Origin of the sequence: Dolichospermum sp. FACHB-1091 (assembly GCF_014697585.1) — a bacterium.
GTDB lineage: Bacteria > Cyanobacteriota > Cyanobacteriia > Cyanobacteriales > Nostocaceae > Dolichospermum.
Map to the genome: position 1 here is coordinate 68,053 of NZ_JACJSB010000004.1, position 15,575 is coordinate 83,627.

A 15,575-nucleotide genomic window follows, 5' to 3' on the forward strand; every position below is an offset into this window, starting at 1 on the left:
CAATATTGATATAGTGAGAGAGTGTGCAGTGCCTGAAACCCAGGTTGTTTTCTACCAGGAGGAGGATGGGGAAGTACCTGTTCTGGAATGGTTGACGCGACTTTTAAAAGAAGACCGCAAAGGATATGCAAACTGTGTAGCCCGCATCAAGCAGCTTGCGGCTTTAGGATACGAACTGCGTCGCCCTGGGGCGGATTACTTGCGAGATGGAATTTATGAATTGCGGGCAAAGCATATTCATGTCCAGTACCGGATTTTGTACTTCTTTCATGGGCAAAACGTGGCGATTCTGGCACAAGCCATTACGAAAGAACAAGCAGCAGTACCAGCAATTGATATCGAACGAGCGATAGCGCGAAAGCGTTTATTTGAGGAAAACCCAGAAACACACACTTACTACGAGGAGGAAGATGATGATGGCCAAGACTAAGGATGCGATTAAAATTATCGACAAGATGACTCGTACTGATCCTCAACTTGAGGCAATGGTAGCGGTATCTGCCATTAATGGAGAAGTGGCACAGTTAATATATGAAGCCAGAACCAAAGCAGGGTTAACGCAGAAACAGTTGGCTGAACTGATTGGTACAAAACAACCAGTAATTGCACGGCTAGAAGATGCTGACTATGAAGGACATTCTCTTTCCATGCTGCAAAAAATCGCTCATGCTCTGAATCAGCGGGTAGTAATTCATCTGACTCCAATGGATGAACAGCAAATTGCATAGTGACTGGCAGAGGGTAAGGTGGAGTAAAACTTTCAGTGGAGAAATAGATTTTCTGCGATAGCGAAGCGCTCCGTAGGAATCGCTTATTTCACCCTTTTTATTGATATCAGGGTCTTTGTAAGAACTTACTTATATTAAGAATTTTGCTAAAAATATCATTGATATTATTGCTTATAAATATATTCGGGAAGGTCAAGAAATTACGATTAATTATAATGGACAGGTTGATGATATTTCTCCTGTGTGGTTTGATGTGGAGGAATAAGGCTAACCCAGAGGCGCTCCAGTCCCAGAGAGATGAAGAAATGAGCAGGTTATTGTTTAACTTTTATCCGTTTGTGCTAGAAAATCCTTTGGTGATAAAATAGGAATGTTTTCATAGCATTTAAGCACCAATAAATTTTCATCTCCGGTAATAATTAAATCGGCATTACCAGCCATGGCAAGTGAGAGAAATTTATCGTCTTTTGGATCTCGACAAACTTGCACATGATTGACTATATCAACTATCTCAGCCAGATTTTTTAGATATAAAATAAACTTTTGTCGCTCTTCAAAACTGACATAATTATCAAATTTTTTCCTAGAGAGAACCATTTCTAACTCTGTAAGTGTGTCCGCAGAAACAAGAATGTGATGGGAATCCAAAGCATAACGAACTGCTTGAGAAGTGATAGATTTGGGAGTTAGTAAACGACTCACAAAACAATTAGTGTCAATGACAATTTTTTGCTCAATCATCACTTTCAAGAATTTCCTTGAGCCTTTCTTCTGTCATACCTTTTGCTTCAGCATTTTTGCCAACTTGATCACAAAATTCGTGAAACTCATTTTTTAGCAATTTGGTCAATCTTTGATACTCTAAGACAGATAGCACTACAACTAAATCTTGTTCCTGACGCTGAATGGTTATTGGTTCTTTTTGAGCTTTATCTAAAAATTCTGCAAAATTTTGTTTTGCTTCCGTGGCAGATAGGTAAATCATAATATACCTCCTTTTTCTTTATGATAACTCAAATTTTTTATTTGACTATTTCCTTAACTCCGACTATCTTATTAACTCACCAGAAGTATCTGAACGGCTACGGATATCCACATACACTATGTCCGGTTTTCACTAACTAAATCTATGACTTAACTTAAATACGACTATGTGATACTGGGACTATCTATAGCGTACAATAAGTAATTTTGGGTTAGTAAAAAGTAAAGTAGGTTGGGTTGACGCAAGGAAACCCAACATTTATATTAACTAAGTGCGTCAGAGGTTACTATTGTCAGAATCAGGATGATCAAGATTAAAGGATTAACAGGATTATTTATTGATAATTTATTCATTGTGAGTAAATAAATTTTCATTTTCTAGATTAAAAATTAACATCTTGAAAATCTTTAACTGAGGTTTATAATTGACAATAATTGTTTTTATGGGTGGGAATTACCCACCCTATAAATCTATAAACTTACACCATGCTTTTGGGAAATTTCCACAAGTCGCTCATATTGATGTTGTGATGCTTTCGCTAAAATTGCATCAGCTTCTTCTGGATTAGTACCATCTTTAGGAATTAAATACTTAACATAAAGAGAAACAAAATCAACCACGGCAGCTAAACCTGTTAATTCGTGTTTATCAGCTTGTTTTCCAGCAATTACAGCCACCAAACCGGCTCTAATTGGGTCAGGTCTGACTTTCATAAATTGATCAACTAGTTGCTTAGAATAATCCGCTGGAGCTAAATTATTTAACTTACTTTGATCAGGTTTAAATTCTAATCCTGCGGCTGTTGACTGCTCCAGCATACACCATTCTATAAATTCTTGCAGTGCAGCATCAGGAAGCTGGGGAAGATATTGATGTAGTTCTAAATTAGACACAATTAGTTACCAATTTTAGTATTTTCTAATTCCTAATTGATAATTCTTCATCTGATAATTAGGAATTATCAATTATTCCTTAAAATTCAGACTAACTCACGGATTTAGGAACTTTTGTACAGTAAATAACAATTATATAGAACCCTGACTTCTTGAAGAAGTCCGGGATCTGAATCATATAAATTAAGCTGTTCTAAACCGTGCCAATTCTTCACCAGTTTTTGCGTCATGGGCATGAACAGTACACACCAAACACGAATCAAAAGAACGGGCTACATGACCGACTTCTACCGGATCTTTAGGGTCTTGAATTGGCGTTCCTATTAATGCTTTTTCAATCGGTCCTAGTTCTCCCGCACCGTCACGGGGTCCAATATTCCAAGTACCGGGAGCGATAACTTGGTATTGTTTAATTTTGCCTTTTTCGATTTCTACCCAGTGACACAATGCACCTCTAGCAGCTTCCGTTGCACCCCAACCTTTACCATCTTTTTCTTCAGGTTTAATATACCAAGGATCGTTTAATTTGAACTCCCTTAAACACCGTTCAGCTTGACGATATAGTTTAACTATTTCGTGGACTCTTCCTAATTGTCTAACATGAACACTTGCACCTCCCATTTTCTTAAATGTATCCAGAATAAATGGGTCATAATGTTGCCAAGATTCTCCATGATTTCCGCCGGCAACTAATTGACGCGCTAGAGGTCCTGCTTCTAAACGTCCTAAGTCTTGGTGGAGGACTGCACTTGACCAAGAATATGCCCCATTAAAGTCTTTTTGATTGTGATTAATTGGGTTTGTAGTGCGATCGCTTGGATGCCAATTTTCTGTACCCTCATCATACCAAGAATGGGTTAAATTCTCACGAGCAAATGCTTGATTCATTAAGCTATGAGTATCAGTAAAACTATCATAAACACCACTTTTCATAATCACAGCAGCGTTACGTCCTTCAATGGTGGGTTTATTGTATTTATCCTCATGGGGAATATAACCCCAAGTCACATATTTACCCACACCAGCACCATATCTATCCAAACCGATATCTAAACCCATTCTCCAATATAAACCCAAGTCAGATTCTCGATGTTTAACATCTTCATTTAACCACTTTTGAAAGTCCTCATAAGATTGAATTTCTTCATATCTTTCTAAAGAACATCCTAACCAAACTGGTTCTAACCAATTGGTGCGGAAATATTCCAAAATTGCCCAGGCGCGGGTAATATCAGTTAAAGTTGGGGCGCACATTACTCCACCAGGCACCATATAACTGCTATGACAACAGGTGATATATTAAAAATGTTCCTGAGTAACTTATTTTTAAAGTAATTTTGCTCGGTAATAACATTTTATTTTCATGATTTTAGCTTTGATAAATAAGGGAATATTTAGGGAATGAGCGGACAAGATCAGGGTAATTGTGAGGGTATATATTCCACATCTACACAGGAATATACAAATGCAGACTCAACCAATTTATTCGCCGATATATTTGCAGATTTTGAACCGCAGAACACCACAGACGGTAGGTATAGGGAATGACGAAAATAAAAGCAACAGAATTACAGTATCAAGCAGTTTTTGAACAGAAGTTAATTGCAGCTAATAGTAATTTAAAAAGAGAGAGAATAAAAGTTAGTATCAAACAAACTGGCAATTCTCTCCAATTACGAGCTACCCTACCCTTAAAACCAGGGGATAGTAGTATAGGTAAACAGAAAAAACAGTATGATATATCTTTAGGAATACCCGCAAATTTAGAGGGATTAAAAACAGCCATTGAAGAAAGTTATGAATTAGGTAAATTAATTGCTCGTCATACTTTTGAGTGGAATGAGAAGTATTTAGGAATTAAATCAAGAGAAAAGCAAGAGATCAAAACAATTGGCGAATTATTAGATAAATTTAATGAAAAATATTATCAAACTCGTCAGAAAACTCTAACTAGTGAAAATACTTTTGCTAACTATATATCTGTAATTAAAAGAAACTTGAATCTCACCCATTTAGCCACAAAAGAAAATTTTGAGGAAGTTATTAATTCATTTCAGGGTAATAAAAAAAATGAACTAATAGCGGTAACTTCGGTTTTGATTAAAACCTTTAATTTAGGATTTCAATTGGATGTTAAACGGGATCATGTCACTCCTGCTTATCGAGAAATACCCGATGATGATAAAATCATATCTGGTTTTTACCTCTTTGAAAAATTCGCCCTCAACCGCAAAAATACAAACATTACTGATGAAATAGATACTTGGGAAATGTGGCGTTGGGTATATGGAATGTTAGCAACCTATGGATTAAGACCAAGGGAATTATTTGTCCAACCGGATATTAATTGGTGGATGTCCCCCCAAAATATAGATCAGACTTGGAAGGTGAATAAAAATACTAAAACTGGATATAGAGAAGTTATTCCTTTTGTGACTGAATGGATAGAATTATTTGATTTAAAAAATCCTAAACCCTTAAATATTTTAGAAAGAAAAGTTGAAAAAATTGCCTCTGTCCAAAATATTAATTGGATGCGAAGAGATATATCCAGATGGTTTAGAAAGGTGGGAATTGAGTTTCAACCTTATGATTTACGTCATGGTTGTGCAATTCGAGCGCATCTTCAGGGAATAGCAATTAAAGCAGCAGCAGATAATTTAGGTCATACTGTTGATGAACATACAAAGACTTATCAAAGATGGTTTGGGATTGAAAACCGGAAAAAAGCCTTTGGTGAGGTAATTAGTCAAAAGTCATTAATTGAGTTGCAGAAGAATGAAATATTGGCGTTAAGGATGGAGAATGAAAGGTTAAGGTTGGAAGTGGAAAAGTTGAGATTGTTGGAAACTAAAGATCGAGAGGACTGCGAATAGCTTTACCACCACTGTGCCTTTAGGGATTTAGTGGCCTAGTTTGTGAGTATAAAATGACCTGTTAGTCACGTAAAAATCAGACTTTGTGCCGATAGAGTCCATGAAATTTGATGTCCTCTCCCATTTTGAGGTATATCTTGTCCACAAAGGCCAATATTTACCTCAAAGCACAAGTATTTATTCACAATGAAAAATTTTTATTGACATTGCACACGATTATGTTAATATTATGTTGTATGGGTATCGAATTTGATATGTGCATACAAACCCCTTTCAATTTTAACAAGGAACGATCTTATGGGTGCTTGGGAAGACATTCAGTCCGTCAATAACGCGCTGTACCAACACGCGCAAGCAACTAACCGTTACATTGTAGCGGAGCCTCACAAGTGGTGGATAAAAGTTTCACAACAACATTTGTTGAATTTTATCGACGGTCCTTTAACACCGGAAAAGGCGACAGCATTCATGAGGCAATTTAACCATAGAATTAACTTCCATCGAAGTGACGAAACGGTTAACGGTCGTTGCATTTCGCCACCTTCATCTGTCTTTAAATCTTATGAGCAAATGCCGGTGTACACGTTCGTTATAGAGTCCTATTAAAAGCCAAGCAAACCCTCCTTTCCCAGTGCGATCGCTGATCTTGTAGGGTGCGGGTGCGTTAACGGAGTGTAACGCACCATTAAATATATATACACAAATGTAACGCACCATATTTATGATTATTTACTGATTTTCGGTGCGTTAAGCTGTCGCTAACACACCCTACTGCTAATCGTCCCAATATCCTTGAGTGCGTAAGCGTTGCGCTCCGCAGGAATAACCAATCCTGTAGGGTGCGTTAATGAAATGTAACGCACCTTATTACATTTTCATCTTTGAGAAAAGCGATTACTAGATCGCGCTAGTGCGATAGCGAAGCGCTGCTGCAAGCAGTGCGATCGCCGATCTTGTAGGGTGCGTTAACGGAGTGTAACGCACCTTATGTATGATTATTTACTGATTTTCGGTGCGTTACGCTGTCGCTAACGCACCCTACTAATCGTCCCAATCTCCTTGAGGTTTTTCCTTTCTGCCATCTTTGCCCCAATCGGTTGGATAAATTCCCTCAGCGATAAACCGATGAATACTGGAATACTGCCAATCTTGGGGATTTTCACACAATCCATGTCGAGCCGGATTATCATGAATATAATCACAATGGAGCGCAAAATCCCGTTCATCCCGAATTAAATGCTCCCAAAACCGACGTTGCCAAAGATTACTTTCTCCTCGCTTTTGTCGTGATTGAGAAACCTCCCGATTAACCCCTAATTCTTGTCCATAATGTTTGGTAACATAAGTTTTAATTAAGCGCAATCTCACCGACAAATCTTTATCATCAGGGGGTAAAGTCCACAAACAATGAAAATGATCAAGTAATAAAACAAAAGCATCAATACAAAAAGGATATTTTTCCCTTACTTTTTCTATTGCTTCTCGAAGAGATTTTCTCCCTATATCAGTACAGAGCCAAGATTCTCTTTGATAAGTGACTTGTGTGATGAAATATGTACCTCCAGAAACATTAGGTCTTCTATAATTAGGCATTATGGAGTTAGTATGGGTGAAATTAAATTTATTTTTTATTTATTGTATTGTCATATTGCAAGCAGTTCGCTCAAAATCCATTATCTTATGCTTCCTTAACTGTGATTAACTGCGATCTCATGGGTAAGCGATAGTGCGATAGCGAAGCGCTGCTGCAAGCAGTTCGCTCAAAATCCATTGTCTTGTGCTTCTTTAACTGCGATCGCTAATATTGGGTTAATGCGATCGCTACTGATAGAAAATTTTGAATAGTTGTGAAAATTGCTCTATATTATTAGAATTGCAAAAAAATCTCTACTTAATAAATTCTCTTTTGTTTGAATACGATAAAGACTATTACAATTTATAAAGCCACTCAAAAAGGCAAAGGGCAAAATCTTGTAGAAAAGGGATTTCATCCTGATGATTTTCCATACCATCCTCCAACTGCGGACGGTAAGTGCTATTTTGCAGCACCAAATAGTAGGAGTCTGGCTGAGGAGTATCATCGGTATTACAAAGACGGGATTTTGGAAGTTACAATAGACTCAGAAATCTATGAACAATATTTCAAACCCCTGGAAAAACCCTATCAAGGCACAGAGCAATTTGAATTACCAGTTCCTCATCATTTGTTTCCTATCCTTAACCAATATCCAAGAGTATTAAAACCAAGGTAGTGCTATGAGCGATCAGTTTTGGCAAAAAATCAAATCTAAATATCGGTTAGGTGAACTGATTCACGGTACAGTCGAGTATCAGGTGCCGTTTGGGATTTTTGTTAGTTTAGATGATGAAGCAGTCAAGGGTCTTGTTCAGATTACTGATTTTGTTGATAGTGGAGATATGACTCCAGAAATGTATCCAGATATTGGTTCACCTATTGGGGCTGTTGTTGTTGGGTATACCGAAGATGATCGCAATCAAATTTGGTTGAGTGTTAAGCCCAGTGTCTTACAGAAAGCATTGGTACATCTCAAAATTCCCGCAACAAGCGATCGATCATCAGCAGCATAACGATTTAAGTATCTTTAACTGTGATTAACTGCGATCATTAATATTGATAATATTGATTTGGTGCGATTCCTAGGTCGCGCTTCGCTATCGCTCAATATCCAAACAAATAAATCAATAAAAATATGCGTGCAAACATTGACACTCAAAAGTTAGAACGTCTGATGCAACTCTTAGGTAGAGAAGCCCAGGGTTCAGGCTGTATCTACTTTACAGGTGGAGCTAGTGCGCTACTAATTGGATGGCGCAACTCCACAGTTGATGTTGATCTTCGTCTAGATCCTGAACCACCAGGTATTTTTCAGGCTATTGCCAAACTCAAACAAGAATTAAACATTAATATCGAATTAGCATCTCCCCAGGACTTCTTACCACCTCTTCCAGGATGGCGTGATAGAAGCGTATTCATTGGCAAACAAGGTCAAATTTCGTTTTATCACTATGATTTTACCGCCCAAGCTCTTGCTAAACTATCCAGGGGATTTGACCGTGATATTAAAGATATTGAAGCCATGTACAAACAGAAATTATTCTCTTTGAATGATTTACGGAATAGTTTTGAAGCAATTACACCGGAAATAATCAGATTTCCCTCTCTAAACCCTGATATCCTTAGAAGTAGAATTGAAAAATTTATTGAACTTTGTGAAAATAACCTGGAGGAAAATCAATCATGAATCTTAATGAATTACCTGGTGCAGAAACAATATTACCTGGACTTAATGATCTTCACAATGGTGAATCTAATACAATAGGAGCATTATTAATTGCAATTGCCTCAACACGGTTATCTCAAGCCGGTTTAGATATCCCTAAAGATCACCTAGCACCAGAACCAGAGTTAACTTTATATGCTAATCTCCAAGATAAACAAGAGGATGCTTACATTTACTATAATGCTTTGCTTAATCAACTAAATAGCTTTTGCAATGCTCTGGAACTAAGTTATAAATATAAACCGTCTAATTTCACTGTTTAACATCTTTGAGAAAAGCGATTCCTAGGTCGCGCTTCGCTATCGCTCAAAATCCATTGTCTTATGCTTCGTTAACTACTATTTACAGGGGTTTCCGCTCTTATGAGGTACTTCCTAAGCCCCCTCCTCGCACCCCCCTCAATCCCCCCGCAGCGGGGGGAAGAAAAGGATAAACTTTTGATATTGGAGGGGGTTGGGGGTGGGGTTCTTGTACCTCATAACATCGGGAAGTGCTGTATTAATTGCGATAGCGTAAGCGCTGACTTGTCAGTTCGCTAATATTGGGTTAGTGCGTAAGCGTTGCGCTCCGCAGGAATCGTTTTTTGCTAAACTATAATCGGAGAAACAGCAAAATTAGATTATGAACTTAGATACAATTCAACAAGATATTGCGTCTCTTCCTCCCGATGCACAACAAATCATAGTGGAACTCGTAGAAGTCCTGAAAAAACGCTACCTTCAGAATCAACAGGAATCCTCAGAAAATTCCTGGCAAGACTGGTCAGACTTTATCGGTTGCATAGAAGCTGAAACAGACCTCTCTAAAAACTATAAAAACTACTTAGACCGTGAACTTAATCAAAAATATGATCATAGTTGATACAGGCTTTTGGTTAGCTCTTGCCAATAAAAAAGATACAGTTCATATAGCCGCCAAAAAACGATTTCAAGATTTAGCTAATCAGCAATTTATTACAACCTGGTGTGTCGTCACGGAAACTTGCTATCTATTACAAAAAAGAGTAGGAGTAGATGCTCCAAAAATCTTTATTAATAAAATTTCTACAGGAAAACTACAAATCTTTGATCTCAAACAACATCATTGCCAGCGTATTGAAGAACTAATGGAAAAATATAAAGATTTACCGATGGATTTAGCCGATGCCTCTCTCGTTATCCTGGCATAAGAATTAGGTCATGGCCAAATTTTATCGGTTGATTATCGAGACTTCAACACCTATCGCTGGAAAAATACAGAACCGTTCGATAACCTCTTTCATGAATTTTTATGATATAGGGGTTTCCGCTCTTATGAGGTACTTCATTTGCCCCCTCCTCGCACCCCCCTCAATCCCCCCGCAGCGGGGGGAAGAAAAGGATAAACTTTTGATATTGGAGGGGGTTGGGGGTGGGGTTCTTGTACCTCATAACATCGGGAAGTGCTGTATAGTGCGATCGCTGAGTTTAAAGCGGGACATTGCCGAGAACTCTAGAGACGTTCCTCATGTAGGGATTCTCGTCTCTACACCTAAATTCATACCTGATTTCAGCAACGCCCAATTTTTTAGTGCGATGATGAGAGGGCAAGCAATGATGAATTTTCATCTTCATAAAATAATTTAATTGTGCTGAACTCCCGACGCAGTAAATTTTCAACTTGTAAGGTAGAACAGTTTCCAAGTCTAAGCCAGATGACTTTTGGGGGATTCCCAAACACTAAACTCAGATCGTGCATATCAGCATCTTTTGAGACGATCATCAAATCATTATCTTTTGCATAATTCCAAACTATCGGGTCTATTGTTGCTTTCATGCCTACATCCCGAACATGAAGCGAGTCTGGAAAAATATCGCTCAAACTGGTGGATAATTTAGGGGATAAATTTTCATCAAATAGTAATTTCATGCTGATAAGGTCGAAATCATCAGCCGACGTTCACGGTCAGCCGCATAAGCAATACAAGCCTTTAAATCTTCTCGCGTTAGGTCGGGAAAATCATCAAGAATTTCCGCTTCAGTCATCTCGGAAGCTAGGTATTCCAGCACCTCATAAACTGTAATTCGCAAGCCACGTACACAAGGCTTACCACCACGTTTATTGGGTTCAATTGTGATATAGTCTCTGTAATTCATTATGTGGTGAGTGCATTCTTACCAACTTGTCTGATGATACCATGTATTTCTGTTAAAAATTCAATAGTTTCACCGTTAAACATCGATTAACTGCGATAGCGTAAGCGCTGACTTGTCAGTTCGCTATTAAGTAGAGTGCGTAAGCGTTGCACTCCGCAGGAATCGCCAATCCTGTAGGGTGCGGAATGTGGGTTAAACATATTGAATAAAAGCAATAGCGAAGCGCTGCTGCAAGCAGTTCGCTAAATTTCCAAATAAATCAGGACTTACGCAAAAATCTCCGAAACTCTTATTACTCCGTGAACTCTGTGCCTCTGTGGTTCGTTTATTCCGTAATTCATAAATTATTTATGTAAATATTATAACTTATATATTGTTATTTGCGTATTTATATTGAGAAAAAACCGGGTTTATATTTTCAGAGAAAGTAAAAATTATACTTAACCACTTGCCTTGAACTTCCTTAACTCGGATTAACTGCAATACGCACAAGTCATAAAAGAATGAACCACGAAGAAACCTTTGCCAAGCATCCCGTCGGGGATAGGACAGGAAGGAAAGGGAGTTTTAGAGGTATTTTGGGTAAGTCCTGAAAACACTCAAGCCCGAATCACAGTAATTCGACGTTGATTTTCCGTCACCACCACCTGAGTTGATAACCTTTCCTCCATTGGTAAAGCATTTTTCCGCCTATCAAACACAAATAACCAACCAAAATCCAACCCCAAACGCCCCAAATAGGATTCTAATTGTTCAATACCATCAGTTTGAGGATCGCGCTTTTTCTCCCTCCACACCTTTAACTCAATACCCAAAGTTACATCTTTATAACGCAGACATAAATCCATGCGATCGCTACCAATTGCATATTCCCTTTCTAAAATTCCCCCACCATTAACCACACGATGCAAAAAAGCCATTAATACAATATGGGGGGCAATTTCATGGTAAGCAGCACTACTTAATAATGGTTCTCCATGTTGTCGCCAAAACTTGAGAAATGCTATTAATAAAGCATCAGGATTTAATTCACCTTTGGGAGTCAACCAACTAGGACTAATCAGAGGTAAACTATCCTGAGTTCCTTGTACTAAAACGCGGGGAATAACTTCACGATAAATCGGGTTAGAAATAACTAATCCTCCCATTGGATCACGTCGCAATAATCCTAAATCTATTAAATATTGGCGATCATCTGCTAGAGTATCGGGTAAGGTTTGCCCTGCTAAAATTGGTTCAATAATATTTTTAACTCGTTTTTCCCTGAGTTTTTCCGCTAAACTATCTAAATGAGTATCTTGACGAGAAATTAATATTTCTTTTGCTTGTAAAATGTGTTCTTTTGTAATAGTAATACTCTTATGCTTAACCATTTTTTCGACAATTTCTTTGGCTAAAGCATTAACTAACCAAGGTTGTCCTTGGGTTAAATCATAAGCTGCTTCTATAGCTTCTGGTGTGAAAATTTGTCCTGTTGCTGCTGTATGTTGTTGATATAATTCTCCCACTTCTTCAATATTAAAATTTCGCATAGTAATAGAAGCAACTTTAATATTAAAAGGACTAGATGTATTTAGTCGTTCACTACCACCAGATGCTACTTTATAATCTCGCACATCCCGTAAACCAATTAATCCTACCGATGAGGGAAAATTTTCGGGACGCTTAGGAAAACCATCTCTTAACTGTCGTAAAACTGAAATTAGAGTTTCATCTTGCAAAGAATCAATTTCATCTATAAATAATACTATCGGACGATTGATAGCTCTTGACCATGCTCTTAAATTTTCAGCAATTCTCTGTCCAGGAACATTATAAACCCAAGTTTGGGGTTGTAGTTCGGTCGGTAAGCTATCCTCAATTGTATTTCGCCAAATTCCTAAAATTGCTAATTCTGCGGCGCTGGGGTCATGATTAAATGCACTTCCCACCTCTACTGATACCATGACTGCTGCATAATTTCCTGTATCAGTAAGTTGCTTTGCTAGGGCTAACATGGCGGTGGTTTTCCCTGTTTGTCGTGGTGCATGAAGCACAAAATAACTACGTTGTTGAATTAGCTCCTCTAAATCTGGTAATCGTATTGTGGGAGAGAGCATATAGTGGATATCGTCTTTACATGGACCTGCAATATTAAACCAGCGAGTCATAGAATTTTGGTAATAGGTGAACTCTTTAAGTTTACACATTTATTTAGGAAAATTATGATCTGACATGATAAAAAGGTTCACTGGTTGAGACTATTGTATAATCAAGTTGTATGATTTTCACATTTGCGGGAGGTAAATTCATGATTTCCGTAATCGTTAAACCCGAAATTAAGAGAGGTTTTAATTATCTGAGTAATAAATGATAGTATTTTAGTCTGTTACCACAGTCATTTTCACTAACAAGGAGTAATGAGTGCAACTGGAAGTTCAACTAATTCGTGGTGAGGATAGCACTTTTGTAAATGCGTATTTAGTGGAACTGGCACAAAAGCACGTTGACGATTATCTATTGCTATGGAAAAGCCAACTAAATTTATATATACAAGCTGATAAATTTTGGGATTGGGAGTTTAAACTGAGGTTTATCGCCAGCAGTTCAAACCGTGAAGGCTATGCTATTGAGTGTGAAGGTGAAACCCAAGGATTGATGCTGATGGAAACTCAGATGCACGGCTCACGCATTACGGAGGGTAAACGCTTAGTATATGTTGATGGAATTGCTACAGCACCTTGGAATCGTCAGGATGTGCAACGTCCACCACGATACAAGGGTGTTGGGAGTGTATTTCTGCTATTTGCCCGCACCCGTAGTTTAGAATTAGGTTATGAAGGTAGGGTAGGTTTACATTCTTTACCAGGGACAGAAAAATTCTATGATAATCAAGGAATGCTAGATTTAGGGCAAGATGAAGATTACGATGATTTAGTTTATTTTGAGTACGGTGTATGGCGTTCTCATAACAAAAATAGTGAGGGTAAGTAATGAGTCAACAAGAATCTAATTATATTCCGTTTACCTCTAATCAAGAATTAGCTAACCCGATGGATTTATTGCTAAATGAAGAATGGTTGAGAAAAAGCATTTTAGCTGAGGAAGAAGTAGGAGGTAATATTGGTGTTGGTTTAGATTGGGGTTCTGGTTTTAGTCAACTATTACTTAATCCCGAATTGTTTTATCGTTTAAAAACTTTGCGGATTTCTTTGAATAGGGAAGTGCGTTTATTACTCAAAGATTGGAATTTAGGAACTGCGACTTCTATAGCATTTGCTACGGCGAGAGAGAAGTTATTGGAAAGATTCAGGCTACCTACATCTACTGTTAAAGAACATATTCAAGCTGTGTTACAAAAGGATGAACTTTTTGGTGAGGAGTTTATTTCTAATCATCAGGTATTGCGCGAACTGCTTGGGGTAATGTTGACAGAAAAAGATTGGGAAATTATTGCTTCAGTGGCGGCGGATTCGTTGAAACAGAAAATTATGAATCAGGTTTTGGTTGATAATATTTCAGCTTAGTGATCAGTAAAAATAATGGAGAATGAAAGGTTAAGGTTGGAGGTGGAAAAGTTGAGATTGTTGGTTGAGATTGTTGGAGAATGTATAACAATCCAATAGTGCTTAAGCCTGATCACATCTTGTACCAGAGCAGTTTTTTAGGACGTTGTTCCATAGGATGTTATACAGAAAAATTCTGCATAACTTGACAAGAATCGCCTCTAATATTTACTATATACCTGTATTCAAAAGTATTATACAGAAAATTTTTGTATAATACATAGTTACATAGTTATACATAAAAAGAACAAAGTACCAAAAGTTTTAAGTAAAAATGAGGTAATAGTAAAGAAACAATATGTCTAAAAAAAATCAATCAAAAAGATTAACGAATCAACATAAAGAGTCTCAAGGTGTAGTTGGTATATTTGGAAATGAAGCAAAGTCCCACGATATAGCAGTTGGACAAATTTCACGCCTTGTAATTAAACAGCTTGAAAAGGAATTTCCTCAATTATCTTTTAGATACAAAACAAGCATAAGTAAAAAAGAAATAAACGAAGCGTTACAGAAACTTGATTCAGAATTAGGGCAAACACTTTTTGTGCCAAATTCACATATTAAACCTGATGGTGGAATAATTCAAGTAAAAGACGATAACGGTAATTGGAGGGTGGTGCTTGTAACAGAAGCTAAACATCAAGGGAAAGACATTGAAAATATCCAAAAAGGAGAACTAGTTGGTAAAAAGAAGAATCAAGACTTGATGGCTGCTGGTAACGCAATAGAAAGAGCGCATAAAAACATATCAGAAATTGCTAATTTTATGCTGTCTGAATCCCATTTTCCCTACATCTTATTTCTGGAAGGGTCAAATTTTCTAACTGAAACTATTTCAATTAAAAGACCTGATGGAAGGGTGGTAACTCTTGATTATAGGAAGCTAAGTAGATTAGATAGATTGACCGCTGCAAATTATGGAATGCCAATTAACACTAATCTATGTAAAAATAAATTTGTTAAGCATCATGATAAAACAATTATGCTTCAATCAGCTTCAATTTATACACAAGGAAATGGAGAAAAATGGGATGAACAAAAAATGTTTGATATTATGGTTGAAGTGTCTAAGTCCTCTCTTAAGGCATTAGGTAGTGAAATATTTAACCAAATTACCAATAACGAATAATAC

At 37.4% G+C, this 15,575-nt stretch carries 19 protein-coding genes and 2 pseudogenes; 13 read left to right on the forward strand and 8 right to left on the reverse strand.

Annotation, left to right across the window (positions count from 1 at the left end):
* Positions 1–28 precede the first annotated feature (28 nt).
* Positions 29–430: a type II toxin-antitoxin system RelE/ParE family toxin gene (locus H6G25_RS03630; protein WP_137908523.1), complete on the forward strand. Its 402-nt coding sequence runs from the start codon at positions 29–31 to the stop codon at positions 428–430.
* Complete coding sequence (locus H6G25_RS03635) at positions 417–728, forward strand: helix-turn-helix transcriptional regulator (RefSeq protein ID WP_137908524.1); 312 nt, start codon at positions 417–419, stop codon at positions 726–728. The genes H6G25_RS03630 and H6G25_RS03635 overlap by 14 nt, the downstream gene beginning before the upstream one ends.
* Before the next feature lie 321 nt (positions 729–1,049).
* Here H6G25_RS03635 and H6G25_RS03640 read toward each other — a convergent pair whose 3' ends face one another.
* From H6G25_RS03640 to H6G25_RS03655, 4 genes and pseudogenes are all read right to left on the reverse strand, one after another.
* Positions 1,050–1,469: a putative toxin-antitoxin system toxin component, PIN family gene (locus tag H6G25_RS03640; protein WP_190391303.1), complete on the reverse strand. Its 420-nt coding sequence runs from the start codon at positions 1,467–1,469 to the stop codon at positions 1,050–1,052.
* The gene (locus H6G25_RS03645; RefSeq protein WP_190391304.1) at positions 1,462–1,713 is read right to left on the reverse strand and encodes a type II toxin-antitoxin system Phd/YefM family antitoxin; all 252 of its coding nucleotides are present in this window, start codon (positions 1,711–1,713) and stop codon (positions 1,462–1,464) included. Before H6G25_RS03645 ends, H6G25_RS03640 begins: the two co-directional genes overlap by 8 nt.
* Positions 1,714–2,183: 470 nt before the next feature.
* The gene (locus H6G25_RS03650; protein ID WP_028084356.1) at positions 2,184–2,606 is read right to left on the reverse strand and encodes a hypothetical protein; all 423 of its coding nucleotides are present in this window, start codon (positions 2,604–2,606) and stop codon (positions 2,184–2,186) included.
* 183 nt (positions 2,607–2,789) lie between these two features.
* Positions 2,790–3,890 (reverse strand): annotated as a pseudogene (locus tag H6G25_RS03655) (nickel-dependent hydrogenase large subunit); the annotation flags it as partial.
* Between the two features lie 117 nt (positions 3,891–4,007).
* On the opposite strand from H6G25_RS03655, the pseudogene H6G25_RS03660 reads away from it, so the two are divergent.
* A pseudogene (locus tag H6G25_RS03660) lies at positions 4,008–5,482 on the forward strand (site-specific integrase).
* A gap of 297 nt (positions 5,483–5,779) precedes the next feature.
* Complete coding sequence (locus H6G25_RS03665) at positions 5,780–6,088, forward strand: hypothetical protein (RefSeq protein WP_190391305.1); 309 nt, start codon at positions 5,780–5,782, stop codon at positions 6,086–6,088.
* Positions 6,089–6,523: 435 nt separating this feature from the next.
* On the opposite strand, the gene H6G25_RS03670 is transcribed toward H6G25_RS03665, so the two are convergent.
* Entirely contained in the window at positions 6,524–7,075 is a 552-nt protein-coding gene (locus H6G25_RS03670; protein ID WP_190391306.1) for a transposase, read from the reverse strand.
* A gap of 317 nt (positions 7,076–7,392) precedes the next feature.
* Here H6G25_RS03670 and H6G25_RS03675 point away from each other — a divergent pair, with 317 nt between their 5' ends.
* The 6 genes from H6G25_RS03675 to H6G25_RS03700 all read left to right on the forward strand — a co-directional run bounded on the left by H6G25_RS03675 (position 7,393) and on the right by H6G25_RS03700 (position 9,952).
* Positions 7,393–7,734 (forward strand): hypothetical protein, encoded by a 342-nt coding sequence (locus tag H6G25_RS03675; RefSeq protein ID WP_190382728.1) that lies wholly within the window; start codon positions 7,393–7,395, stop codon positions 7,732–7,734.
* Between the two features lie 4 nt (positions 7,735–7,738).
* Positions 7,739–8,071 (forward strand): S1 RNA-binding domain-containing protein, encoded by a 333-nt coding sequence (locus H6G25_RS03680; RefSeq protein WP_190391307.1) that lies wholly within the window; start codon positions 7,739–7,741, stop codon positions 8,069–8,071.
* 122 nt (positions 8,072–8,193) lie between these two features.
* Entirely contained in the window at positions 8,194–8,745 is a 552-nt protein-coding gene (locus H6G25_RS03685) for a DUF6036 family nucleotidyltransferase (RefSeq protein WP_053539677.1), read from the forward strand.
* Positions 8,742–9,047: a hypothetical protein gene (locus H6G25_RS03690; RefSeq protein ID WP_190385473.1), complete on the forward strand. Its 306-nt coding sequence runs from the start codon at positions 8,742–8,744 to the stop codon at positions 9,045–9,047. The genes H6G25_RS03685 and H6G25_RS03690 overlap by 4 nt, the downstream gene beginning before the upstream one ends.
* A gap of 358 nt (positions 9,048–9,405) precedes the next feature.
* On the forward strand, positions 9,406–9,645 hold the full coding sequence (locus tag H6G25_RS03695) for a hypothetical protein (RefSeq protein ID WP_190391308.1): 240 nt from the start codon (positions 9,406–9,408) through the stop codon (positions 9,643–9,645).
* The gene (locus H6G25_RS03700) at positions 9,632–9,952 is read left to right on the forward strand and encodes a type II toxin-antitoxin system VapC family toxin (RefSeq protein ID WP_242034872.1); all 321 of its coding nucleotides are present in this window, start codon (positions 9,632–9,634) and stop codon (positions 9,950–9,952) included. Before H6G25_RS03695 ends, H6G25_RS03700 begins: the two co-directional genes overlap by 14 nt.
* A 377-nt stretch (positions 9,953–10,329) precedes the next feature.
* Here H6G25_RS03700 and H6G25_RS03705 read toward each other — a convergent pair whose 3' ends face one another.
* The 3 genes from H6G25_RS03705 to H6G25_RS03715 form a co-directional block, all read right to left on the reverse strand.
* On the reverse strand, positions 10,330–10,671 hold the full coding sequence (locus tag H6G25_RS03705; protein ID WP_190391309.1) for a DUF5615 family PIN-like protein: 342 nt from the start codon (positions 10,669–10,671) through the stop codon (positions 10,330–10,332).
* Entirely contained in the window at positions 10,668–10,898 is a 231-nt protein-coding gene (locus tag H6G25_RS03710; RefSeq protein WP_027402180.1) for a DUF433 domain-containing protein, read from the reverse strand. Before H6G25_RS03710 ends, H6G25_RS03705 begins: the two co-directional genes overlap by 4 nt.
* Positions 10,899–11,497: 599 nt before the next feature.
* Positions 11,498–13,048 (reverse strand): ATP-binding protein, encoded by a 1,551-nt coding sequence (locus H6G25_RS03715; RefSeq protein WP_190391310.1) that lies wholly within the window; start codon positions 13,046–13,048, stop codon positions 11,498–11,500.
* Between the two features lie 253 nt (positions 13,049–13,301).
* Here H6G25_RS03715 and H6G25_RS03720 point away from each other — a divergent pair, with 253 nt between their 5' ends.
* The 3 genes from H6G25_RS03720 to H6G25_RS03730 all read left to right on the forward strand — a co-directional run bounded on the left by H6G25_RS03720 (position 13,302) and on the right by H6G25_RS03730 (position 15,572).
* Positions 13,302–13,871 (forward strand): GNAT family N-acetyltransferase, encoded by a 570-nt coding sequence (locus tag H6G25_RS03720; RefSeq protein WP_190391311.1) that lies wholly within the window; start codon positions 13,302–13,304, stop codon positions 13,869–13,871.
* Positions 13,871–14,404, forward strand: coding sequence for a hypothetical protein (locus H6G25_RS03725; RefSeq protein WP_190391312.1), 534 nt, complete (start codon positions 13,871–13,873; stop codon positions 14,402–14,404). Before H6G25_RS03720 ends, H6G25_RS03725 begins: the two co-directional genes overlap by 1 nt.
* Positions 14,405–14,741: 337 nt before the next feature.
* Positions 14,742–15,572: an EcoRI family type II restriction endonuclease gene (locus H6G25_RS03730; protein WP_190391313.1), complete on the forward strand. Its 831-nt coding sequence runs from the start codon at positions 14,742–14,744 to the stop codon at positions 15,570–15,572.
* Positions 15,573–15,575: the final 3 nt, after the last annotated feature.